This window comes from Photobacterium sp. J15 (assembly GCF_963870815.1).
Classification (GTDB): Bacteria; Pseudomonadota; Gammaproteobacteria; order Enterobacterales; family Vibrionaceae; genus Photobacterium; species Photobacterium marinum.
In genome coordinates this window covers 729,341-752,076 of the sequence record NZ_CAWMUI010000001.1, presented here as the reverse complement: position 1 = coordinate 752,076, position 22,736 = coordinate 729,341, and the positions used below count along the sequence as shown (strand labels likewise).

The window sequence follows — 22,736 nt, the reverse complement described above, 5'->3', positions numbered from 1 at the left end:
GAGCTGCCATAAACAATAAACAGTTAAATAAGCGATCGATTAATAGTGCTCGCCGTTATCGTAATAGGCGTGCGGCTTTAGAGCAGTGAAAATAATAGCAACGTCCTGCTCAGGCTCTTCCAGCGCACCACGCACGGCTTCTGTGATTTTCCTTGCCACCTGATCCTGAACTTCCTGACCGCGATCAAACCAAAGGACCTCAACGAACGGGTAAGCATCGGAAACGTCACCATCAAAAATGAAGGTTGTAGAAATATGTTCGACAGTAAAATCTTCGCGAGGACAAGCCATTAAAGGCTGAAGATCATCCACTAATGCTGTTGACAGTGATTTTACTGTATCAAACTCTACAGCACGAAAACGAAGATGAGGCATGTTTACTCCACATTGTGACTTATTTTCAAGGCCCACAAGATACCACTGTTACTATCTATTACCCACCCATTTTTGTCTGATTTATAGACTCTAATGGCTAATAATTTAGTCAAAATTTGCAATTTAGGTCCCTATTCATCTGATGGGAATATAAAATACGACCTCTGGATAAAGATCACACTTTCAGTATTTAATGCAAAATAGCGCTAGTACACTCAACAAACCTAACCAGCAATAAACCAGAGTGAAAAAGCTTCCCGTATTAAGCTGGTTATTGGTTATCAGATATAGATTTGATAACCTACACCCAAATAAAACAGTGTTTATTTTAGTGTTATGAAAAAAATAGTCCTAGTATCCATGCTTTTGTTTACAACACAGGGCCTTGCCGCCAATCAAGAGCAATATGAAAACAGAATAGCCAGACTTGAACACCAAGTTCGTATACTGACAAAACAAGTACATCACTTACAGCAACAAATCGACGAAAGTGATGAATTTCAAACTGGTGGTGATCATATGTATCAATGCCATATAAGTGCATTTGGTAACAAATATATCGGAAGATCATCAAGCCGAGGACGAGCTGTCACCGAAGCTGTTGAGGGTTGTAATGATGCTCAAGACGATATGTTCTGCCGCCCGGATAGCGTGAAATGCGTTAAGTACTGATAACTATGGCAGGACAGCCTTCAAGCAGTAGGCAGTCCTGCTACCCTGCATTACTTCAAAGAAGTAACAAATACAAAAAACTCTGCGTTTTTATAGGCGGCGTCGAGGACGGTAAGGGTGAAGCTATCCTCCAATACGTGCTATTTCTGGTATCAGAGGGGGAGCCGCTGCTCTGCCAATTAGAGCTATAAACGAAAAAAGCCTCAGCATTTCTGCTGAGGCTTCAAAGATGGCAGGGGTGGAGGGATTCGAACCCCCAACACGCGGATTTGGAATCCGCTGCTCTGCCAATTGGAGCTACACCCCTGTAGTCGTTTTTAAGACTTAACTTTGTCTGAATAAGTGGCGGAGCGGACGGGACTCGAACCCGCGACCCCCGGCGTGACAGGCCGGTATTCTAACCAACTGAACTACCGCTCCACTCAGGATTAACGTTCGTTCACAACGCTAACCTAAATTGGAAGCCTGGCGATGTCCTACTCTCACATGGGGAGGCCCCACACTACCATCGGCGCTATTACGTTTCACTACTGAGTTCGGCATGGGATCAGGTGGGTCCATAATGCTATGGTCGCCAAGCAAAATTCTTACAATCTCGGAAAATCTGACTATGTTCTCGCACTACATTCAAGTGCTCATGGAGTCCTATAAAACCCCTTGGGTGTTGTATGGTTAAGCCTCACGGGCAATTAGTACAGGTTAGCTCAACGCCTCACAGCGCTTACACACCCTGCCTATCAACGTTCTAGTCTTGAACAGCCCTTCAGGATACTTAAAGTATCAGGGATGACTCATCTTGAGGCTCGCTTCCCGCTTAGATGCTTTCAGCGGTTATCGATTCCGAACTTAGCTACCGGGCAATGCGTCTGGCGACACAACCCGAACACCAGCGGTTCGTCCACTCCGGTCCTCTCGTACTAGGAGCAGCCCCTCTCAATCATCCAGCGCCCACGGCAGATAGGGACCGAACTGTCTCACGACGTTCTAAACCCAGCTCGCGTACCACTTTAAATGGCGAACAGCCATACCCTTGGGACCGACTTCAGCCCCAGGATGTGATGAGCCGACATCGAGGTGCCAAACACCGCCGTCGATATGAACTCTTGGGCGGTATCAGCCTGTTATCCCCGGAGTACCTTTTATCCGTTGAGCGATGGCCCTTCCATTCAGAACCACCGGATCACTATGACCTGCTTTCGCACCTGCTCGAACCGTCATTCTCGCAGTCAAGCGGGCTTATGCCATTGCACTAACCTCACGATGTCCGACCGTGATTAGCCCACCTTCGTGCTCCTCCGTTACGCTTTGGGAGGAGACCGCCCCAGTCAAACTACCCACCAGGCACTGTCCTCACCCCGGATGACGGGGCCAAGTTAGAACATCAACACTACAAGGGTGGTATTTCAAGGACGGCTCCACAGATACTGGCGTACCTGCTTCGAAGCCTCCCACCTATCCTACACATGTAGGGTCAATGTTCAGTGCCAAGCTGTAGTAAAGGTTCACGGGGTCTTTCCGTCTAGCCGCGGGGACGCAGCATCTTCACTGCGATTTCAATTTCACTGAGTCTCGGGTGGAGACAGCGTGGCCATCATTACGCCATTCGTGCAGGTCGGAACTTACCCGACAAGGAATTTCGCTACCTTAGGACCGTTATAGTTACGGCCGCCGTTTACCGGGGCTTCGATCAAGAGCTTCGACCTAAGTCTAACCCCATCAATTAACCTTCCGGCACCGGGCAGGCGTCACACCGTATACGTCATCTTTCGATTTTGCACAGTGCTGTGTTTTTAATAAACAGTTGCAGCCACCTGGTATCTGCGACTGCCGGCAGCTCCAAGAGCAAGTCTCTTCACCGCCAGCAGCGTACCTTCTCCCGAAGTTACGGTACCATTTTGCCTAGTTCCTTCACCCGAGTTCTCTCAAGCGCCTTGGTATTCTCTACCTGATCACCTGTGTCGGTTTGGGGTACGATTCCTTACTATCTGAAGCTTAGAGGCTTTTCCCGGAAGCATGGCATCAATGACTTCACTGCCGTAGCAGCTCGACATCGGGTCTCAGCCTAACGTATTCCCGGATTTGCCTAAGAATACAGCCTACACCCTTGAACCAGGACAACCGTCGCCTGGCCCACCTAGCCTTCTCCGTCCCCCCATCGCAATAGTAAGAAGTACGGGAATATTAACCCGTTTCCCATCGACTACGCCTTTCGGCCTCGCCTTAGGGGTCGACTCACCCTGCCCCGATTAACGTTGGACAGGAACCCTTGATCTTCCGGCGAGGAGGTTTTTCACCCCCTTTATCGTTACTCATGTCAGCATTCGCACTTCTGATACGTCCAGCAAGCCTTACGACTCACCTTCAACCGCTTACAGAACGCTCCCCTACCCAATACGCTAATGCGCATTGCCGCAGCTTCGGTGTATAGCTTAGCCCCGTTAAATCTTCCGCGCAGGCCGACTCGACCAGTGAGCTATTACGCTTTCTTTAAATGATGGCTGCTTCTAAGCCAACATCCTGGCTGTCTGAGCCTTCCCACATCGTTTCCCACTTAGCTATAACTTTGGGACCTTAGCTGGCGGTCTGGGTTGTTTCCCTCTCCACGACGGACGTTAGCACCCGCCGTGTGTCTCCCGGATAGTACTTACTGGTATTCGGAGTTTGCAAAGGGTTGGTAAGTCGGGATGACCCCCTAGCCTTAACAGTGCTCTACCCCCAGTAGTATTCGTCCGAGGCGCTACCTAAATAGCTTTCGGGGAGAACCAGCTATCTCCAGGTTTGATTGGCCTTTCACCCCTAGCCACAAGTCATCCGCTAATTTTTCAACATTAGTCGGTTCGGTCCTCCAGTAAGTGTTACCTCACCTTCAACCTGCCCATGGCTAGATCACCTGGTTTCGGGTCTAATCCCAGCAACTGCACGCCCAGTTAAGACTCGGTTTCCCTACGGCTCCCCTATTCGGTTAACCTTGCTACTGAAATTAAGTCGCTGACCCATTATACAAAAGGTACGCAGTCACCCCGCAGGGCTCCTACTGCTTGTACGTACACGGTTTCAGGTTCTATTTCACTCCCCTCACAGGGGTTCTTTTCGCCTTTCCCTCACGGTACTGGTTCACTATCGGTCAGTCAGGAGTATTTAGCCTTGGAGGATGGTCCCCCCATGTTCAGACAGGATATCACGTGTCCCGTCCTACTCGATTTCACTCGTTATGCGCCGTCGGCTACGGGGCTGTCACCCTGTATCGCCAAGCTTTCCAGCTTGTTCACCTAACGCAAGACTAGCTTAAGGGCTAATCCGGTTTCGCTCGCCGCTACTGCCGGAATCTCGGTTGATTTCTGTTCCTCGGGGTACTTAGATGTTTCAGTTCCCCCGGTTCGCCTCACTAGGCTATGTATTCACCTAGTGATACTTGCTTATGCAAGTGGGTTTCCCCATTCGGAAATCCGAGAGTATAGTGATTCTTACCATCTCCTCTCGGCTTATCGCAGGTTAGCACGTCCTTCATCGCCTCTGACTGCCAAGGCATCCACCGTGTACGCTTAGTCACTTAACCATACAACCCCAAGAGGTTTCGTATGGCAAACAACCAAGGTTTTCCATCTGAGTATTGATGGAATAGTTTTGCCGGACTCTTACACAAGACACTTGAATGTGTATTGCTTGAGAACTCGTTTGTCTTTCGACAAACAATAATTCAATTATGAATTACTAGTCAGCTTTCCAGATTGTTAAAGAGCATGTGTTTTCTTTCGAAACCACTTTTTAAATATTCTTGTGTAAAAACACTTAAAGAGTGGTGGAGCTAAGCAGGATCGAACTGCTGACCTCTTCGCTGCCAGCGAAGCGCTCTCCCAGCTGAGCTATAGCCCCATCATGGGTATCTTTCAAAGAGAAAGAGTGGTGGGCGATACCGGGCTCGAACCAGTGACCCCCTCCTTGTAAGGGAGGTGCTCTCCCAACTGAGCTAATCGCCCTCCGATGTTTTACATCTTCCGAGGAGAAGATGGTGGGTCGTGCAGGATTCGAACCTGCGACCAATTGATTAAAAGTCAACTGCTCTACCAACTGAGCTAACGACCCGTGGCGTCCCATAGGGGAGTCGAACCCCTGTTACCGCCGTGAAAGGGCGGTGTCCTAGGCCTCTAGACGAATGGGACTAAGTGTGTCAGGTTTGGGTACCTGAACATGTTCTTTACTTTTTAACCAGGCAATCTGTGTGGACACTGCATCAAATGAGCAGTCTATCGTTAAGGAGGTGATCCAGCCCCAGGTTCCCCTAGGGCTACCTTGTTACGACTTCACCCCAGTCATGAACCACACCGTGGTAAACGCCCTCCCGAAGGTTAAGCTATCTACTTCTGGTGCAGCCCACTCCCATGGTGTGACGGGCGGTGTGTACAAGGCCCGGGAACGTATTCACCGTGGCATTCTGATCCACGATTACTAGCGATTCCGACTTCATGGAGTCGAGTTGCAGACTCCAATCCGGACTACGACATATTTTCTGGGATTCGCTCACCATCGCTGGCTGGCCGCCCTCTGTATATGCCATTGTAGCACGTGTGTAGCCCTACTCGTAAGGGCCATGATGACTTGACGTCGTCCCCACCTTCCTCCGGTTTATCACCGGCAGTCTCCCTGGAGTTCCCACCCGAAGTGCTGGCAAACAAGGATAAGGGTTGCGCTCGTTGCGGGACTTAACCCAACATTTCACAACACGAGCTGACGACAGCCATGCAGCACCTGTCTCACGGTTCCCGAAGGCACTCCTCTATCTCTAAAGGATTCCGTGGATGTCAAGAGTAGGTAAGGTTCTTCGCGTTGCATCGAATTAAACCACATGCTCCACCGCTTGTGCGGGCCCCCGTCAATTCATTTGAGTTTTAATCTTGCGACCGTACTCCCCAGGCGGTCTACTTAACGCGTTAGCTCCGAAAGCCAGAACTCAAGGTCCCAACCTCCAAGTAGACATCGTTTACGGCGTGGACTACCAGGGTATCTAATCCTGTTTGCTCCCCACGCTTTCGCATCTGAGCGTCAGTCTTTGTCCAGGGGGCCGCCTTCGCCACCGGTATTCCTTCAGATCTCTACGCATTTCACCGCTACACCTGAAATTCTACCCCCCTCTACAAGACTCTAGCCTGCCAGTTCAAAATGCTGTTCCGAGGTTAAGCCCCGGGCTTTCACATCTTGCTTAACAGACCGCCTGCATGCGCTTTACGCCCAGTAATTCCGATTAACGCTCGCACCCTCCGTATTACCGCGGCTGCTGGCACGGAGTTAGCCGGTGCTTCTTCTGCAGCTAACGTCAAAGATGCACGCTATTAACGTACACCCCTTCCTCACTGCTGAAAGTACTTTACAACCCGAAGGCCTTCTTCATACACGCGGCATGGCTGCATCAGGGTTTCCCCCATTGTGCAATATTCCCCACTGCTGCCTCCCGTAGGAGTCTGGACCGTGTCTCAGTTCCAGTGTGGCTGATCATCCTCTCAGACCAGCTAGGGATCGTCGCCTTGGTGAGCCGTTACCCCGCCAACTAGCTAATCCCACCTGGGCTAATCCTGACGCGAGAGGCCCGAAGGTCCCCCTCTTTGCTCCGAAGAGATTATGCGGTATTAGCTATCGTTTCCAATAGTTATCCCCCACATCAGGGCATATTCCCAGGCATTACTCACCCGTCCGCCGCTCGCCGCCCATAATTTCCACCGAAGCTTCTATTATGTCGCTGCCGCTCGACTTGCATGTGTTAGGCCTGCCGCCAGCGTTCAATCTGAGCCATGATCAAACTCTTCAATTCAACTTTTGGCTCAATGAATACTGATTGTTCCAACCGAAGTTGAAACGAATTGACTGTGCCAAATAATAAGTAAACTTAGTATTTGTATTGGTCACTCAGTTCATTGATAAATCTTTTTGACTAATCATTTCACGAGTGCCCACACAGATTGCATGGTCAAATTGTTAAAGAACTTGGTTATCACCTTGTTCGCTATGAACATTTATCGTGACAACGGGAGCGAATTATAGGGCGATTTTAAAAGTGCGCAATAGTTTTTTTGCGTTTTGTCCTAAAAAACACCTCAAGCGCACAAAGTTCGAGCAAAGAAGGTGTTTTTGTGCAATTGAGCAACAACTTTACTATTAAAACTTCCCGACGCTTCATACTAAGCAACATGTCCTGACGCCAGCTTAGGCTTTTTTCGCTTTCTATCCCTTGGATGGGTAACAGGTATTGCCGACAATAAGGTCTTAGTATAGTCAGCCTGTGGTGAATCAAAGATAGCATTCACCGCATCTAGTTCAACGAGCCGCCCCTTAAACATCACGGCAACCCGATCGGCAACATGCCTAACTACCGATAAATCATGCGAGATAAAAATGATCGCCAAGTCCATCTCGCTTTGCAGACGCAGCAACAGATTTAAAATCTGAGCCTGTACTGATACATCAAGAGCCGATACGGATTCATCACAAATTAACAGCTTCGGTTTTAATGCAATCGCCCGGGCGATACCGATACGTTGCCTCTGCCCTCCTGAAAACTCATGAGGATAACGATCCGCCGCTGATTCTTCTAAACCGACTTTAATCAATAGCGCCTTAACCCAAGCTTTACGCTCAGTATATGTTCCCATCTTGTGCACGATAAAAGGCTCTTCCAGAATCATGCCGACGGTATGGCGCTGGTTGAGTGACTCAAGCGGGTCCTGAAAGACAATCTGCATGTCTTTACGGATCGGACGCATCTGTTTTACTGACAGTTCAGTAATATCTCGCCCATCAAAAAAGATTCGTCCTTCTGTCGGTTCATACAATTTCAGAATTGTACGTCCTAGCGTGCTCTTACCACAGCCAGACTCTCCCACCAGCCCGAGAGTTTCCCCTCGAGCAACAGAAAAGGACACTCCATCGACGGCTTTGACGATATAACCTCTTTTAAAGATTCCCCGCCCTGAGACGAAATATTGCTTCAAATTTTCAATTCTGAGGATTTCTTCCATTCATCCCTCTCTATTCCTCAGTCTTTCTTCAGCTCGAATACAATCAAATCTGACTTTTGAATTCAGGAAAACAAGCCGTATCTATCGGCTTAATCTCAATCAATTGCTTTGGCTCATGACGCAACCCAGGCATCAAACCCAACAACCGCTCGGTATAGGGATGCTGCGGATTATCAAAAAGCTCGAAAACATCGGCAGTTTCAATAATCTTGCCGCCATACATCACTGCCACGTCATCGCAGACTTCAGCCACAACACCGAGATCATGGGTAATAAACAACATTGCCATACCGGTTTCTTCCTGCAACTCAATCATCAAATCCAAAATCGATGCCTGAACTGTTACATCCAGCGCCGTCGTCGGCTCATCACAAATCAGGATGTCTGGCTTACATGCCAGTGCCATCGCAATCATGACTCGCTGACGCATTCCGCCTGATAAGTTATGCGGATACTCCTTAAGTCGTTTTTCCGGCATGGGAATTTTAACTTTCGTGAGCATTTCCAAAGCGTAAGCTGAACGTTGCTTTTTATTGAGATCCGGTCGGTGTAACGCCAACACTTCATTTATTTGATTCTCTACTGTCTGAACAGGATTAAGTGCCGTCATCGGATCCTGAAACACGATAGAAATATGATTACCTCGCATGGTATACATTTGGTATGAGGGAAGGCGAAGTAAATCTTTTCCTTTATAGAGGATCTGCCCCTGTGTCACCCGTCCATAAGGTTTGGGCAGCAGCCCCATGATTGACATCGCAGTCACGCTTTTGCCGCAACCGGACTCCCCGACTAACCCCAGAGTGCGTCCTTTTTTAATCTCAAGGTCGACACCATGGAGAATCCTGACAACGCCATCATCGGTGATAAATTCAGCCTCCAGCTCCTTTACTTGCAGAATTACCTCATCTGTTGGCATATCTCACCTCTCCATCAGTCGGCTCACAACTTATACGTGTTATCCACCACTGTAACGGGCTCAAATGTCTTCCCTTTTTTCATTGCAGACTTAGTTTCTTTTTTTATTTCAGGATCAATCCAGTAGGTTCCAAAGTCTAAAGCTGCGCCAGAGGAAAACAGGTATTCCGTCAACTTTGTCATGGCTGGCGTCGGATATTTTACCCATCGCCAATGAGCTTCGCGGGCATAGGTTCTCATCGCCCCAGGGAGCACCACAGCAGCATCTGCAACTTTCTGCTGGATTTGACGCGAAATAGCTTTCTTCTTTTCTAAATCAAACTCGGATCGATAAGCCATGATAAGAGCATCAAGCTCATCGGAACTGTAATTCGTGAAATTGTTTGTTTGGGGTTTATTGGCATTGTCGGAGTGGAAATATTGCCAATACGCCGGAATCTCCCCTGAGCTCATATCATGAAAAGACAACTCATGTTTTTTCTCGAGGACATACTTAAATGCCGAAGAGCCATCAATCAGGTTTAGCGTCAATTCCAAACCAGCCAGCTTTGCCTGCTCCTTAAGGAAAGCAACCCGAGGACTGTAAGTCGGTCGGGAATAGGTAACAGCAAAAGTCAGGCGCTCACCTTTACCATTGATACGAATACCATCTAATCCGCTCTTATCGAAACCGCCTTTTGCAAAATATTCAGCCGCTAAATCAGGATCAAACTGCGGAGCCTTAATACCAGTGTTAGTGTAATCCCCCTGCCCGACTCCGACCCCGTTAGGCTTACGCTGCAAATCCCCTCTGAGCACCTTCTGGATCAAGCCGTCAAAATCGATGGCATGAAACACGCCTTTGCGAATATCTAAATTATTCAAGTAAGGTTTGGCGGTATTGAGCCATAAACCACCGGCACCAATTGGTACCTGGTTATACCCCCAGAATTTATGAATATAGCCTTTACGATAAGCTTCGGTATTGGTTTTCTCATGCCAAAGCTCTGGTGTGTCGAGCCAGAAGCTATCCAGGTTACCTTTTTCAAAATGCTGACGAGCGATATCTTTATCCCGAATCACCTTAAGCCGTATTTTTTCAACGTTATAACGGTGCTTATAGTAGCGATTGCTGTAACCCCACCAACTTTTCCCAACATGCTTAAAGGTGATTGATTTTCCTTTCTTTATGTCATCAACATAGTAAGGTCCGGCTGCTGGCTCAGCCTTGAAGTTATAACGACGGACAAAATTGTCATCGACACCATCCCTGTTCTTATCGTTTTTCGGTTTATAGAAATGTGCCGGACGAGGTTGCAGGTTGGCATATAACATAAGCTCATCTTTGTTTCGCCTGACGGCCGATACCACGGCAAACGTATGCTCACCAAACTTAATAATATCTTCGACCTGTTCGGTATAGTGCTTGTTGTACCAGGGAGCGACAATGTCTTTGGAGCGCATCAGAGTCAGCACAAAAACATAATCATCGGCCGTAATGGGTTTTCCATCCGACCAACGGGCTTTCGGATTGATTCGAAAGTAGACGGTTTTATCATCATCCCCATAAGCCCAATGCGTTGCGATATCCGGTATCCATTTGTTGGTAATTGGATGGCGAGTTACCGAAGCCGGTCGGCTGTCTAATAACCAGGAACGGAAGCGCCCATTGGAATCCGGGCCGACAATCCGGAAAGTTTGAGGAAAGCTCTCGATATAAGTACGGAAAGTGCCGCCAAAAATGGCATTCGGTGAAGCAAACAACGGCTCTTCAGAGTTAGACTCCCATTGTAGTCCTTCCGGCAGCATCACCTCTGACTGTGCCAATGCATGTGGTGACCACCCCGTACCCAGCAAGATCACAATCAGTCCGAACTTCAACATCTTCAGCATAATTACATCCTTGTCCTGCCATAAAAACTTACCGCTAATGATAAATTTAGCCTAAATCCGTCATCTCTCACTCGAAACCCTGTTGCCGTTATTTATCCGGAAACAGGCTGACTGTAATTCTCAGCTCTATCACAACGTTATAGGAGATAACTCAGACATAGCGGGTAAATTTCTTGGGATCAAAAGCCGCCCGAATGGCTTCACCAATAAAGGTCACCATTACCAGCACAGCGACAATCGCGCTGACCACAGAAATCACAATCCATGGAGAATCCAGATTAGATTTCCCTTGTTGTAGCAATTCACCCCAGCTTGGGGTCGGCGGCATCAACCCGAGCCCCAGGTAATCCAACGCGGTCAGGGCTGTAATATTGGCAGCAATCGTAAAGGGAGCCAGTGTCACCACCATCACCATGGTATTAGGCAATATATGAGTAAAAACGATCCTTGCTGTTGATGCACCAATCGCCTTGGCAGCCATAACATATTCACAGGCGGATTCTTTATAGGTCATGGTTCGCATGTACCAGGTCATTCCCATCCAGCCAAACAGCACGTTAATCGCAACAAACAAAGTGAATGTCGGTTGAGTGACAGAAACCAAAATCATGATGACATAAAGAAACGGCACCATAGACCAGACTTCAATGAAGCGCTGAACCAGCAAATCAAACTTGCCGCCGAAGAATCCCATCGCACAACCCACAGCGATACCAATGGTATAAGAAGCAATCATTGTCAGCAGTGCAAAGCCCATCGCAATCCTGAACCCGTAAATCAGTCGGGCAAGAATATCCCGGCCAATCGTATCGGTTCCCAGATAGTGTTTATCTTCCCAGCTCGGCGGATTAGGCGGGTAGTCACCGCTGAAATCCTGCTCCAGCGGATTCCAGGGAACCAATGGCATGATGACAAAATCGTCCCCGCCCTCTTGCTCAAACAGAGACTGCAGCTCGCGGTAGCGAGTTTCTTGCTGGTATCCTAATCCGTATTCGCTGCCTGCGATCACGCCGCGAAAGACAGGAAAGCTGTACTGGCCGTTATATTTCACCACTAGCGCCTTGCTGTTGATCAGGACTTCAACACACAGCGACAATATCAGCAGGCTTATCAGCAGCACAAAAGACCAATATCCCCTACGAATGGATTTGAAACGCCGGATCTTTTTGATCGTTAAGGGATTCAACTTCAACATATCAAGCTCCGAACTTAACGCGCGGATCCACCAGCGCAACACAAATATCCGAAAGGATGTTTCCCAGCATCAGTAATACCGCATTGATCGCAACGATCCCCATGACCACCGGATAATCACGCTCCATGATTGACTCGTAACCGAGTAGTCCGACTCCGTCGATGTTAAAAATCACTTCAATCAGAAAAGAGCCTGTCATGAAAAACAACAGGGAATTCCCAAAATGGCTGGCGACCGGGATCAAGCTATTACGCAAAGCGTGTTTTCGTACCGCTGTTTTGAATGGCAGACCTTTGGCTATTGCCGTGCGGATATAATCTGATGACAGGTTTTCCATCAGATTATTTTTCATCGTCATCGTCAGAGTGGCAAAATCACCGATGAGATAGCACACCAACGGCAGTGCGGCATGCCACATCAAATCCCTGAGCTTCTCAAAAAAGGTTTCGAGATCCTCAAAATCATCCCCGACAAAACCGCCCATCGGAAACCATTCCAGGTGATAACTGAACAAAGTGATCAACAAGACACCGACGACATAGCCCGGCAATGCATAACCGATAAAAATCAGCACCGAGGTTGACGAATCAAAGACACTGCCGTGCTTCAGAGCCTTATAGTAGCCGAGCGGGATAGAGATAAAATAGCTGATGAAAAACGTCATCCCTCCATAAAACAGAGAGACCGGCAATCGCTCCATGATCATATCCAGCACCGGCTCGTAATAGCGGGTTGATTCCCCCAGATCCAGCATCAGTATCTTGCCCAACCATTCAAAGTAGGCTTCAAACACTGGCTTATCCAGGCCATAGAAAGCATTCAGTTCAGCAATCTGATCATCGGATAACGCATTACTTTCCGCAGAGGAAGACAATGATGAAGGCCCGCTGCTTTGCGCCTGCATCTCGGCCAGCATACGTTCAACCGGCCCGCCAGGCACCAGGCGGGTAATGGCAAAAATAAGGATAGTAATACCGAGAAAAGTCGGCACCACCAAAGCTATCCGTCGCAGGATATAAGACAACATTTAATGACGAACTCCTTGTCAAAATTGTCGCTTACGATTTTTTAAAGATAGCAGTAAGTTAGTAAGAATATAGTGGGATAAAAAAGTGAGGGTACAAAAAAGGCCGCTGAAGCGACCTTTTCACTGAATCTGTAAGCAATTAGCGCGAGGCCAGCCAGGCCGGCACATCTACCACGCTGTCAAGAACAACGCTCGCCAGTGCTTCGCCTTCTTCGGTAACTGGCTTGCCGGTACGAACCAGGATCTTAGTACCGACTTCAGCCGCTTCAGCCGCTTTCATGTCGTCGGTCTTGTCACCAATCATGACCGAATTCTCCATATCAATTTTCAGGAAATCACGGGCAGAAATGAACATACCAGGTTTAGGCTTACGACAGTTACAATCTTGCAGATAATCGCCTTTACCCTCGGTTGGGTGGTGAGGGCAGTAATAAATACCGTCAAACTCAACGCCGTTATCAACAAAATTCCAGTCCATCCACTCAGTCAGAGTCAGGAATTCATCTTCCGTATACATACCACGAGCAATACCCGCCTGGTTTGTTACAAGAACAAGCAAGTACCCCATATCTTTGAGCTTCTTGCACGCTTCAAAAACGCCTTCAACGTATTCAAAGTCATCAACGGTATGAACGTAACCATGATCGACATTAATCACTCCGTCACGGTCGATAAAAACTGCTGGTTTGGCCAAAAGTTAGCCCTCTGTCTATATATATTAAGGCAAATTATGGCATGGCTAAGACAGGGATTCATCTGTTTATCGCGATTAAGCACAACACAATCAACCAGACAAACAAAGCCCACAAAGACGTTTAGACGTCTGGACGTAAAAATATCTATTGACTTAGACGTCTAGACACCCTAGCATCAAGAAATCGGCTGCGAACAGAAACACTTTTCGCACATAACAATGACAATGTAAACACAACATTTAGCATTACGATATACCTTGAATGACAGAGACTTAACTTTTCAAACTTTGTGTTTTAACAGGTATACGGTTCAGGAAGTTCGATGATAGAAATAAACAGAGTTAATAAAGTGTTCTATCAGGGTGACAGGGAGATCAACGCACTACGTGATATCAACCTGACCATTGAACAGGGCACCATTTTCGGCGTAATCGGATCATCAGGGGCAGGTAAAAGTACCTTGATCCGCTGCGTAAACCTGCTTGAAAAGCCAACCAGCGGCCACGTTATTGTGGACGGTATTGATTTAACCCAGCTTTCTAATCAGGAACTGACGCTGGCCCGCCGTAAAATCGGCATGATTTTCCAACATTTCAACCTGCTGTCTTCACGCACGGTTTTCGACAACATTGCCCTGCCGCTTGAGTTGGCAGGTAAAGGCAAAACGGAAATCAAAAACAAGGTCAGTGAACTGCTTCAGCTGGTCGGGCTGGCAGACAAAAGTCAGTCTTACCCGTCCAACCTCAGTGGCGGTCAGAAACAACGAGTGGCCATTGCCCGTGCTCTGGCCTCTGATCCGAAAGTGCTGCTGTGTGATGAAGCCACCAGCGCCCTGGATCCGGCGACCACTCAGTCGATTCTGGAATTACTGAAAGAGATCAACCGCAAGCTGAACCTGACAATATTGCTGATCACTCATGAAATGGATGTGGTGAAAAGCATCTGTTCAGAGGTAGCGATCATCGGCGGTGGTGAGCTGGTCGAGAAAGGTCCGGTAGGTGAAATTTTTGCCCATCCGAAAACCGATCTGGCGCGCAGTTTTATTCGCTCGACACTGGATCTGTCTATTCCTGAAGATTACCAGGCTCGCCTGGTTGAAGCCCGAATTAGCAACAGCTACCCACTGGTACGCCTGGAGTTTACCGGCAACTCCGTCGATGCTCCGCTCATCAGCCAGGTGGCCCGCGAATTTAACATCGACATCAGCATTCTAAGCTCCGACATGGACTACGCCGGAGGGGTCAAATTCGGCCTCATGCTGGCCGAATTTTTCGGTACCGAGCAGGCTGCCGATCAGGCCATTGCTTTCCTTCGAGATCACAAAGTTAATGTAGAGGTGCTGGGTTATGTTGCTTGAATCTATAACTAACTGGTGGCTAACCAACGAACGCCTGATTGAGTTGTTGATCAGCGCTCTGGGTGAAACCCTGATAATGGTGTTTGTCTCCGGCCTGATCGGTTTTGCAATTGGTATCCCGGCCGGTGTCGCCCTGCACCTGACCAAGAAAAACGGCTTACTGGAAAATAAAGCACTCAACCAGATACTGGGAACCATCACCAATATTGGCCGTTCGATCCCGTTCATTATTCTGCTGGTCGCCATTATTCCGTTTACCCGGTTTGTTGTCGGCAGCTCAATCGGTACCGCGGCTGCCATCGTTCCGCTGACAGTCGGCGCCATTCCGTTTATTGCCCGTCTGGTCGAAGGGGCTCTGCTGGAAGTACCGGGCGGACTGGTTGAAGCAGCACAGGCAATGGGCGCAACCCCGCGCCAAATCATCAGCAAGGTACTGCTGCCTGAAGCCCTGCCGGGCATCATCAACGCAGTCACCATCACCCTGGTTACCCTGGTGAGCTACTCGGCCATGGCCGGTACTGTCGGTGGCGGCGGTCTGGGTGATGTCGGTATCCGTTACGGCTACCAGCGTTTCGACGGAACCGTCATGCTTATTACCGTCATCATGCTGGTTGTACTGGTTCAGCTAATCCAGTCACTCGGCGACCATCTGGTCAAGCGAGTCGACCACAGATAATCCCGTGTTTTAATTGGCACAAATAACAACCATCAATAACACTTAACATTTTAGATTTACGGAAAATCCCCAGTTCTAAGGAGAAGTATCATGGCATTTAATCTTAAGAATCTTTTTGCGGTCGCAGGACTGGCATCAGCACTCATTCTGGCCGGTTGTGGCGAGAAAGAAGCGGTGGTTGATAACAGCAAAATTAAAATTGGGGTAATGGCGGGCGCGGAAGCCCAGGTTGCAGAAGTGGCAGCCAAGGAAGCTAAAGACAAATACGGCCTGGATGTCGAGCTTATCACCTTCACCGACTACGTCTCACCAAATGCGGCGCTGGAAGAAGGTTCAATCGATATCAACGCATTCCAGCACAAACCGTACCTGGATCAGCAAGTAACTGACCGCGGCTATAAGTTTGCGATTGCCGGTAATACCTTTGTTTATCCGATTGCCGCCTACTCCAGCAAAATCAAAGCAATTGACGAGCTGAAAGAAGGTGATCAGATTGCACTTCCTAACGATCCGACTAACCTTGGCCGCTCTCTGCTGCTACTTCAACAGCAAGGCTTATTGAAACTGAAAGACGGTGCAGGCCTGACTGCAACAGTTCTGGATATCGTCGAAAATCCGAAGAACCTGAAAATCGTTGAACTGGAAGCAGCACAGCTGCCTCGCTCTCTTGACGATGTTCAGCTTGCGATCATCAACACCACCTATGCCAGCAGCATCAACCTGACACCTGATCGTGACGGTGTATTCGTTGAAGACAAAGAGTCTCCTTACGTGAACCTGATTGTTGCCCGCCAGGACAACGTTGAAGCTGAAAACGTTAAAACCTTTGTTAAGGCTTACCAGTCTGAAACTGTCTATGAAGCAGCGAAAGATATCTTCCAAGGTGGCGTCGTTAAAGGCTGGTAATCACTACTTGCCTGATAGCTAAAACAATCAACTTATAACAATAAGCCCCTCTGTTGAGGGGCTTATTGTTTTTATCTGTCTTTCTTCTGCCGTTATTTTTTCTTTTTCACCCGGCCCTGCACGGCTTTAAAGCGAGGGTTCGACTTACAGATAACGTACAGGCGACCACGACGCTTAACAACCTGGCAATCACGATGACGGCTTTTAGCACTTTTCAGCGAGCTCAGAACTTGCATCTTAGTTTCCTTTCTTTTTACCAAACTGACCAAAACGGCGGGTGAAGTTAGCCATTCGGCCTTCTGTGCTGATAACTCGTTGCTTGCCGGTGTAGAACGGATGTGATTCCGACGACACATCCAGGGTGAAATACGGGTATTCCTTACCATCTTCCCAAGTGATGGTCTTGTCGGTTTTCAGGGTTGAACCAATAAGGAAGTATTTATCAACACTGGTGTCGTGGAACACAACGGTTCGATACTCGGGGTGAATACCTGGTTTCATTTTCTGATCCTCAAATAACTTTTCTTATTCTCAAAGAATAAGGCTTTCGCTCGAGATATGTTATAACATACCACTTGATAACAATTCTCATCAAGCTTTAATTTGATTTTTTATGCTATTTTCTGCGTCAAATGAATCAGGACGCTATCCAGATGAGCTATCAAATTGAACCGGTTGGGATTATCCGCTCCCCTTATAAAGAGAAGTTTGCAGTACCACGCCAGCCGGGGTTAGTACCCAGTGCCCGCTCGGAAATCGTGCTTCAGGGTGAAGCCAATGCCCTTGAAGCGGTACGTGGGCTAGAGCAATTCAGCCACCTATGGCTACTGTTCCTGTTTGATCAAAACCTTGAAGCGGGCTGGCGTCCGACCGTTCGCCCACCGCGTCTGGGCGGTAACGAACGAATCGGTGTGTTTGCCAGCCGGGCAACGTTCCGCCCTAACGGTATCGGTATGTCAGCGGTCGAAATCAAAGGTGTTCGCCAGGAAGGCAGTGATGTCATCATCGAACTGGGTGGCGTTGATCTAGTGGACGGAACACCGATTGTCGATATCAAACCTTACATTCCCTACTCGGACAGCCTGCCACACGCCCACGGCGGTTTTGCCACCGAAGAGCCAGACACTCTTGACGTCATTTTCCTGAAGGAAGCCGCAAGACAACTGACCGGACACCGGGGCGAGCACCAGAAAGCTGTGATTTCTGAAGTGTTAGCGCAAGATCCCCGCCCGGCCTATAAAAAAGGCAAACAGGACGACAAGGAGTACGCGGTTCACTTGTTTAATTACAATGTCAGATTTACAGTAAATAACGAGCAAGTGACCGTTACCACCCTTGAAGTCACCGAAGAATAACAATCTCAGGCTTGTTCTCTTTGGCGAATAGTCATTTGGCTGGTAGTATATGCGGTTATCGCTTCTCAAGCGGTGCGGGGAAATCCCGCCTACCAACAACTACTTCTTATCAACCAACGGATACCATCAATGCGTACCAGTAAATATCTTCTTTCAACGCTGAAGGAGACTCCAAACGACGCAGAAATCATCAGCCACCAGCTGATGCTACGTGCAGGTATGATCCGTAAGCTGGCTTCAGGTCTTTATACCTGGCTACCTACAGGTCTGCGTGTTCTGCGTAAGGTCGAAAACATTGTTCGTGAAGAAATGAACAAAGCAGGTGCAGTAGAAACGCTAATGCCCGTAGTTCAGCCCTCTGAGCTTTGGGTTGAAACCGGTCGCTGGGACAAATTCGGTCCCGAGCTGCTACGTATCGCTGATCGCCACGACCGACCGTTCGTTCTGGGTCCTACGCACGAAGAAGTGATCACAGACATGGTTCGCAACGAAGTGAAGTCGTACAAACAACTTCCACTGAACCTGTATCAGATCCAGACTAAATTCCGTGACGAAGTTCGCCCACGTTTCGGTGTGATGCGTTCACGCGAATTTATCATGAAAGATGCGTACTCTTTCCACCTGGACAAAGAAAGCCTGGTTGAAACGTACGAAACTATGCATCAGGCATACTGCAACATCTTCAACCGTATGGGTCTGGATTTCCGTCCTGTTCTAGCTGATACCGGTTCTATCGGTGGTTCTGGTTCTCACGAGTTCCACGTGCTGGCAGAAAGCGGTGAAGACCTGATTGCCTTCTCGACTGAGTCTGACTACGCAGCCAACATCGAGAAAGCTGAAGCGCTTGCACCTGCAACTGAGCGTGCTGAACCAACTATGGAAATGACGCTGGTTGATACGCCAAACGCGAAGACTATCGCCGAGCTGGTTGAACAGCACGGTATCGCGATTGAGAAAACAGTTAAGACTCTGTTTGTTAAAGCGTCTGACGAAGTTGAAGCTGATCTGATTGCACTGATCATCCGTGGTGACCACGAGCTGAACGAAATCAAGGCAGAGAACCTGTCTTGCGTTGCTTCTCCGCTAGAATTCGCAACTGAAGATGAAATTCGCGCACTAGTTAACGCGGGTCCTGGCTCTCTGGGTCCTGTTAACCTGCCTGTACCATTTATCGTTGACCGCGCTGTTGCTGTAATGAGCGACTTCGGTGCCGGTGCAAACATCGATGACAAACACTACTTCGGTATCAACTGGGGCCGCGACGTTGAGCTGGGTCAGGTTGAAGATCTGCGTAACGTAGTTGAAGGTGACCCAAGCCCATGCGGTAAAGGCACCCTGATGCTGAAACGCGGTATCGAAGTTGGTCACATCTTCCAGTTGGGTAACAACTACTCAGAGTCAATGAACGCTTCTGTTCTTGGCCCAGACGGCAAGAACGTTATCATGGAAATGGGCTGTTACGGCATCGGCTGTACCCGTGTAGTTGCTGCTGCAATCGAGCAGAACAACGACGAAAACGGCATCATCTGGCCAGATGCGATTGCACCGTTCCAGGTATCTATCGTACCGATGAACATGGCGAAGTCTGAAGAAGTTAAAGAAGCAGCTGAGAAGCTGTACGCTGATCTGACTGCCGCTGGTATCGACGTACTGTTCGACGACCGTAAAGAGCGTCCGGGCGTAATGTTTGCGGATCACGAACTGATCGGTATCCCGCACACTATCGTTATCGGTAACCGCAGCCTTGAAAATGGCGAGATGGAATACAAAGACCGTCGTGCCGGCACTAAAGAAGGCGTAGCTGTTACAGATATCGTTGAATTCATTAAGCAGAAGCTGGCTAAATAAGTCTAAGCAGATGCTGACAAAAGCCTCCCTCACGGAGGCTTTTTTATTTCCCCTGAGCCAAAAAACGTCTCAACCATTCAACCCCAGCTGCAGCGCAGCCCCTTTCAACTGCTCCGATGATTACAAGCTCCGCCTGTCCTGTGACCTGAGTTCTCGATTCGGTTTGGTATTACCTTGTATAGTTAGAAGAAAGAATAACAGGCAGAGAAACAGTTGAATGGCAAAGGATAAGCCGAAAATCAGCTTATTATTATCGGGAGGCGGTGCTCGGGCGGCCTACCAGGTCGGAGTGCTGAAAGCGATTTCCGAGTGGTATCCACGCGTCCACCACAGTCCGTTTACGATTTACTGCGGCACCTCGGCCGGTGCAATTAACGTGACAGCCATTGCCAGCTACGCTTCCTGTTTTCGTCTTGGCGTCAAAAAGTTAGAGTGGATCTGGGCACGGCTGCACAGCCGCCGGATATTCAAAGCCAGTACTCTAGGTATGACCGGGCACCTGATGAATCAGTGGTTCGCCCGCCTTCAGGCAGAACACCATGACAGGCCGCCTTTCGGACTGCTGGATAACCGCCCGCTGCGCCAGTTACTCAATCAGGTCAACAACTACGAGCGACTGGAAAAACAGATCCTGGCCGGTAACCTTCACGGTATTTCCGTTACGGTTTCCAGCTATAAAAGTGGCCAGTCCGTCAGCTTCTTCCAGGGCCAGCAAGCACTAACCGACTGGGACCGGGCAAAATCCAAAGGCCGCCGTTCCCTGATCACCACCGAACACCTGCTGGCATCAGCCGCTATCCCGTTAGTATTCCCGGCCACCCGGATAGGACAGTCGTACTACGGTGACGGTTCAATCCACCAGCTGGCACCACTGCGCCCTTCACTGAAAATGGGCGCTGATAAAATTTTAATCATCGATCTTATCAACCAGAAACTCGATGAAAAGGACTACACCAAAGCCCCTGGTCTTGCGACCTTAGGAGGTCACCTGATGGATACCATTTTCAGTGATACCCTGACCGCCGATCTCGAACACCTGTCGCGCACCAATGCCCTTCTTCATGCCCTGCCAACCAAACAACAAAAAAAACTGGGGATGAAAATCGTTGAGCATGTTCACCTATCCCCCAGCCAATCCTTCGAACCACTGGCACGCAAATACTATTGCCATATGCCACCTATGACTCGGACACTCATGCGGCTAATCGGCATCAGCCCGAGAGATGATGCTGCTATCACCAGCTATATCCTGTTTGAGCCAGCATATATTCATGCTCTGATTGAGTTGGGTTATCAAGATGCGCTGGAAAAAGAAGCGATCCTTCGCAACTTTCTAAAATAAAATCAGTAAATTATTTACAAAAAAATGCACTAAGTGTTGAAATGACTAAATAATTGCCTATAGTTAATGCCCTTGTAATTTTTTGTCATCGATATGGATCAATCTCTCTGGAATAATATTTTCGCAGAAAATAACAAACCAAGGGCTAAACCTCTTGGGGCTGATCAGCGCTTGTTATTCCTGCAAAAGTTCCAGGGAAAACTCGACCTAGGGTTATTATTTGAAATCTTCGCCCGTGAAGTTGAGAAACAAATCGATATCATCCGCCTGGTTTGGGATCTGGAAGAAACCTCTACTCTGATTCGTCGCGGCAAGGCCACTGATTATCGTCAGGCCTTTATTCTTCGCCTGGGTGAAAACGACCTTGGCAAACTCCAGTATTCGACGCCTTATCCGCTGGATAAAGACGAAATCAACCTGCTCCATACCTATCATCGCCTGTTTGCCGGCCCTTTAATGAATGCCATCGAGTACCGCCGGGTGAAAAACATGGCCCTACGCGATTACCTGTCGGGTCTTGGCAACCGCAATAGTTTCGAACAGGATTTACAGCAGGCAGTTGCCCTCAGTGAACGTCGTAATGTCGGCCTAGCTCTGCTGATGTTCGACCTGGATAATTTCAAACAGGTGAATGACCGCTTCGGTCACCTAGACGGTGACAAGGTGATCCGCCGTTTTTCGTCCATCCTCAAGCAATCAGTCCGTACATCAGACCGTTGTTACCGCATCGGTGGCGACGAATTTGCGATTCTGCTTCAGCCGGCCACTGATGAGTCAGCCATTCATGTTGCAAAGCGTGTTCAACTGCTGATGAGCGAAGATCAGACTCTGCGAACTCTGCAAATAGGCTCCTCATGTGGTGTTTCCCAATACCATAAGGGCGATACCCCGACCGTGCTTATCGACCGTGCCGATCGCATGCTCTACCGCCACAAGCGTAAAAAATAACCATTCTTACCTAATCCCCTTGCTGAAATATATTCATCTGCCGAACCTCTGGTATAGTAGTTATGTTCGTTCACTCCCTATGTGCACATACACTGTGTCTATAGGGAGTTAACGAATTAAAAGGAAGACCGATGAAAGTCTACGAATGTTGTGAACTAATCCGCATGACTTATGCCCAGATTGGCGGTGGCGAGCAAGGTTATATTCCCAATGCTATCCACTGTGTCGTTAAAACTCTGAACGATATTGCGGCTAATGACGCACTGCCTCAGGACGTCCGTGAGAATGCCGCTTTTGCCGCAGCCAACCTGCTAATGAGTGATCACGAGGATTGATAATGGATTTGAAAAGCTTTGAAACCATGGATCCGGTAATGCTGATGAGCATTGTCAATATGAAGATCCGTGATGACTTCGGCGACCTGGACGGTCTGGTCAAGTACTTTGATATCGATAAGGAAAAGCTGGTTGCCCGTCTGGCTGAAGCCGGTTTTGATTATCTGCCGGAAGCAAAGCAATTCCGCTAAAGTTCACTTTTATGACG

19 protein-coding genes, 6 tRNA genes and 3 rRNA genes are annotated in these 22,736 nt (G+C 48.5%); 10 read left to right on the top strand and 18 right to left on the bottom strand.

Annotation, left to right across the window (positions count from 1 at the left end; genetic code table 11):
• Nucleotides 1-39: 39 nt before the first annotated feature.
• Entirely contained in the window at nt 40-375 is a 336-nt protein-coding gene (locus tag AACQ93_RS03720; RefSeq protein WP_064602294.1) for a DUF1904 domain-containing protein, read from the bottom strand.
• Between the two features lie 336 nt (nt 376-711).
• Between AACQ93_RS03720 and AACQ93_RS03715 the strand changes: the two genes are divergently transcribed.
• Complete coding sequence (locus AACQ93_RS03715) at nt 712-1,047, top strand: hypothetical protein (RefSeq protein WP_064602289.1); 336 nt, start codon at nt 712-714, stop codon at nt 1,045-1,047.
• 230 nt (nt 1,048-1,277) lie between these two features.
• Here AACQ93_RS03715 and AACQ93_RS03710 read toward each other — a convergent pair.
• The 15 genes from AACQ93_RS03710 to gmhB form a co-directional block, all read right to left on the bottom strand.
• Nucleotides 1,278-1,354 (bottom strand) — tRNA-Trp (locus AACQ93_RS03710).
• Between the two features lie 36 nt (nt 1,355-1,390).
• Nucleotides 1,391-1,467 (bottom strand) — tRNA-Asp (locus AACQ93_RS03705).
• Nucleotides 1,468-1,510: 43 nt separating this feature from the next.
• Nucleotides 1,511-1,626: ribosomal RNA gene (gene rrf, locus AACQ93_RS03700) — 5S ribosomal RNA — on the bottom strand.
• Between the two features lie 89 nt (nt 1,627-1,715).
• Nucleotides 1,716-4,603 (bottom strand): 23S ribosomal RNA (locus AACQ93_RS03695).
• A gap of 241 nt (nt 4,604-4,844) precedes the next feature.
• Nucleotides 4,845-4,920 (bottom strand) — tRNA-Ala (locus AACQ93_RS03690).
• 28 nt (nt 4,921-4,948) lie between these two features.
• Nucleotides 4,949-5,024, bottom strand: a tRNA-Val gene (locus AACQ93_RS03685).
• A gap of 30 nt (nt 5,025-5,054) precedes the next feature.
• Nucleotides 5,055-5,130 (bottom strand) — tRNA-Lys (locus tag AACQ93_RS03680).
• Nucleotide 5,131: 1 nt separating this feature from the next.
• Nucleotides 5,132-5,207, bottom strand: a tRNA-Glu gene (locus AACQ93_RS03675).
• Between the two features lie 91 nt (nt 5,208-5,298).
• Nucleotides 5,299-6,850: ribosomal RNA gene (locus AACQ93_RS03670) — 16S ribosomal RNA — on the bottom strand.
• Together the 16S, 23S and 5S rRNA genes with 6 tRNA genes alongside form the textbook arrangement of a ribosomal RNA operon.
• Before the next feature lie 367 nt (nt 6,851-7,217).
• The gene (locus AACQ93_RS03665) at nt 7,218-8,054 is read right to left on the bottom strand and encodes an ABC transporter ATP-binding protein (RefSeq protein ID WP_084418934.1); all 837 of its coding nucleotides are present in this window, start codon (nt 8,052-8,054) and stop codon (nt 7,218-7,220) included.
• 43 nt (nt 8,055-8,097) lie between these two features.
• Nucleotides 8,098-8,973 (bottom strand): ABC transporter ATP-binding protein, encoded by an 876-nt coding sequence (locus AACQ93_RS03660; RefSeq protein ID WP_064602287.1) that lies wholly within the window; start codon nt 8,971-8,973, stop codon nt 8,098-8,100.
• Between the two features lie 23 nt (nt 8,974-8,996).
• Nucleotides 8,997-10,844, bottom strand: a complete 1,848-nt coding sequence (locus tag AACQ93_RS03655) for an extracellular solute-binding protein (RefSeq protein ID WP_157097509.1) — start codon at nt 10,842-10,844, stop codon at nt 8,997-8,999.
• Nucleotides 10,845-10,995: 151 nt separating this feature from the next.
• Nucleotides 10,996-12,039 carry an ABC transporter permease gene (locus tag AACQ93_RS03650; RefSeq protein WP_064602285.1) on the bottom strand — a complete coding sequence of 348 codons (1,044 nt, stop codon included), beginning with the start codon at nt 12,037-12,039 and terminating at the stop codon, nt 10,996-10,998.
• Nucleotide 12,040: 1 nt separating this feature from the next.
• The gene (locus AACQ93_RS03645) at nt 12,041-13,066 is read right to left on the bottom strand and encodes an ABC transporter permease subunit (protein ID WP_064602283.1); all 1,026 of its coding nucleotides are present in this window, start codon (nt 13,064-13,066) and stop codon (nt 12,041-12,043) included.
• Between the two features lie 139 nt (nt 13,067-13,205).
• Nucleotides 13,206-13,760 carry a D-glycero-beta-D-manno-heptose 1,7-bisphosphate 7-phosphatase gene (gene gmhB / locus AACQ93_RS03640; protein WP_064602281.1) on the bottom strand — a complete coding sequence of 185 codons (555 nt, stop codon included), beginning with the start codon at nt 13,758-13,760 and terminating at the stop codon, nt 13,206-13,208.
• A 323-nt stretch (nt 13,761-14,083) separates the two neighbouring features.
• Here gmhB and metN point away from each other — a divergent pair, with 323 nt between their 5' ends.
• The 3 genes from metN (at nt 14,084) to AACQ93_RS03625 (ending at nt 16,700) form a co-directional block, all read left to right on the top strand.
• Nucleotides 14,084-15,118, top strand: coding sequence for a methionine ABC transporter ATP-binding protein MetN (gene metN / locus AACQ93_RS03635; RefSeq protein ID WP_064602279.1), 1,035 nt, complete (start codon nt 14,084-14,086; stop codon nt 15,116-15,118).
• On the top strand, nt 15,108-15,794 hold the full coding sequence (locus tag AACQ93_RS03630) for a methionine ABC transporter permease (RefSeq protein ID WP_064602277.1): 687 nt from the start codon (nt 15,108-15,110) through the stop codon (nt 15,792-15,794). The genes metN and AACQ93_RS03630 overlap by 11 nt, the downstream gene beginning before the upstream one ends.
• Before the next feature lie 90 nt (nt 15,795-15,884).
• The gene (locus AACQ93_RS03625; RefSeq protein WP_007470237.1) at nt 15,885-16,700 is read left to right on the top strand and encodes a MetQ/NlpA family lipoprotein; all 816 of its coding nucleotides are present in this window, start codon (nt 15,885-15,887) and stop codon (nt 16,698-16,700) included.
• Nucleotides 16,701-16,792: 92 nt separating this feature from the next.
• On the opposite strand, the gene ykgO is transcribed toward AACQ93_RS03625, so the two are convergent.
• Both ykgO and AACQ93_RS03615 read right to left on the bottom strand, forming a co-directional pair.
• Nucleotides 16,793-16,936 (bottom strand): type B 50S ribosomal protein L36, encoded by a 144-nt coding sequence (ykgO, locus tag AACQ93_RS03620; RefSeq protein ID WP_007470239.1) that lies wholly within the window; start codon nt 16,934-16,936, stop codon nt 16,793-16,795.
• 1 nt (nt 16,937) lies between these two features.
• Nucleotides 16,938-17,201 carry a type B 50S ribosomal protein L31 gene (locus AACQ93_RS03615; RefSeq protein WP_007470241.1) on the bottom strand — a complete coding sequence of 88 codons (264 nt, stop codon included), beginning with the start codon at nt 17,199-17,201 and terminating at the stop codon, nt 16,938-16,940.
• Nucleotides 17,202-17,353: 152 nt separating this feature from the next.
• Between AACQ93_RS03615 and tsaA the strand changes: the two genes are divergently transcribed.
• From tsaA to AACQ93_RS03585, 6 genes are all read left to right on the top strand, one after another.
• Nucleotides 17,354-18,055: a tRNA (N6-threonylcarbamoyladenosine(37)-N6)-methyltransferase TrmO gene (gene tsaA / locus AACQ93_RS03610; RefSeq protein WP_064602275.1), complete on the top strand. Its 702-nt coding sequence runs from the start codon at nt 17,354-17,356 to the stop codon at nt 18,053-18,055.
• Between the two features lie 129 nt (nt 18,056-18,184).
• Entirely contained in the window at nt 18,185-19,903 is a 1,719-nt protein-coding gene (locus tag AACQ93_RS03605) for a proline--tRNA ligase (RefSeq protein ID WP_064602273.1), read from the top strand.
• A gap of 217 nt (nt 19,904-20,120) precedes the next feature.
• Nucleotides 20,121-21,245, top strand: coding sequence for a patatin-like phospholipase family protein (locus tag AACQ93_RS03600; RefSeq protein ID WP_064602271.1), 1,125 nt, complete (start codon nt 20,121-20,123; stop codon nt 21,243-21,245).
• 93 nt (nt 21,246-21,338) lie between these two features.
• Nucleotides 21,339-22,193, top strand: a complete 855-nt coding sequence (locus tag AACQ93_RS03595) for a GGDEF domain-containing protein (protein ID WP_007470250.1) — start codon at nt 21,339-21,341, stop codon at nt 22,191-22,193.
• Nucleotides 22,194-22,324: 131 nt separating this feature from the next.
• A complete protein-coding gene (locus tag AACQ93_RS03590; RefSeq protein ID WP_007470253.1) occupies nt 22,325-22,528 on the top strand; it encodes a YaeP family protein in 204 nt (67 codons plus the stop codon).
• 2 nt (nt 22,529-22,530) lie between these two features.
• Entirely contained in the window at nt 22,531-22,719 is a 189-nt protein-coding gene (locus AACQ93_RS03585; protein ID WP_007470256.1) for a DUF4250 domain-containing protein, read from the top strand.
• The last annotated feature ends 17 nt before the right edge of the window (nt 22,720-22,736 follow it).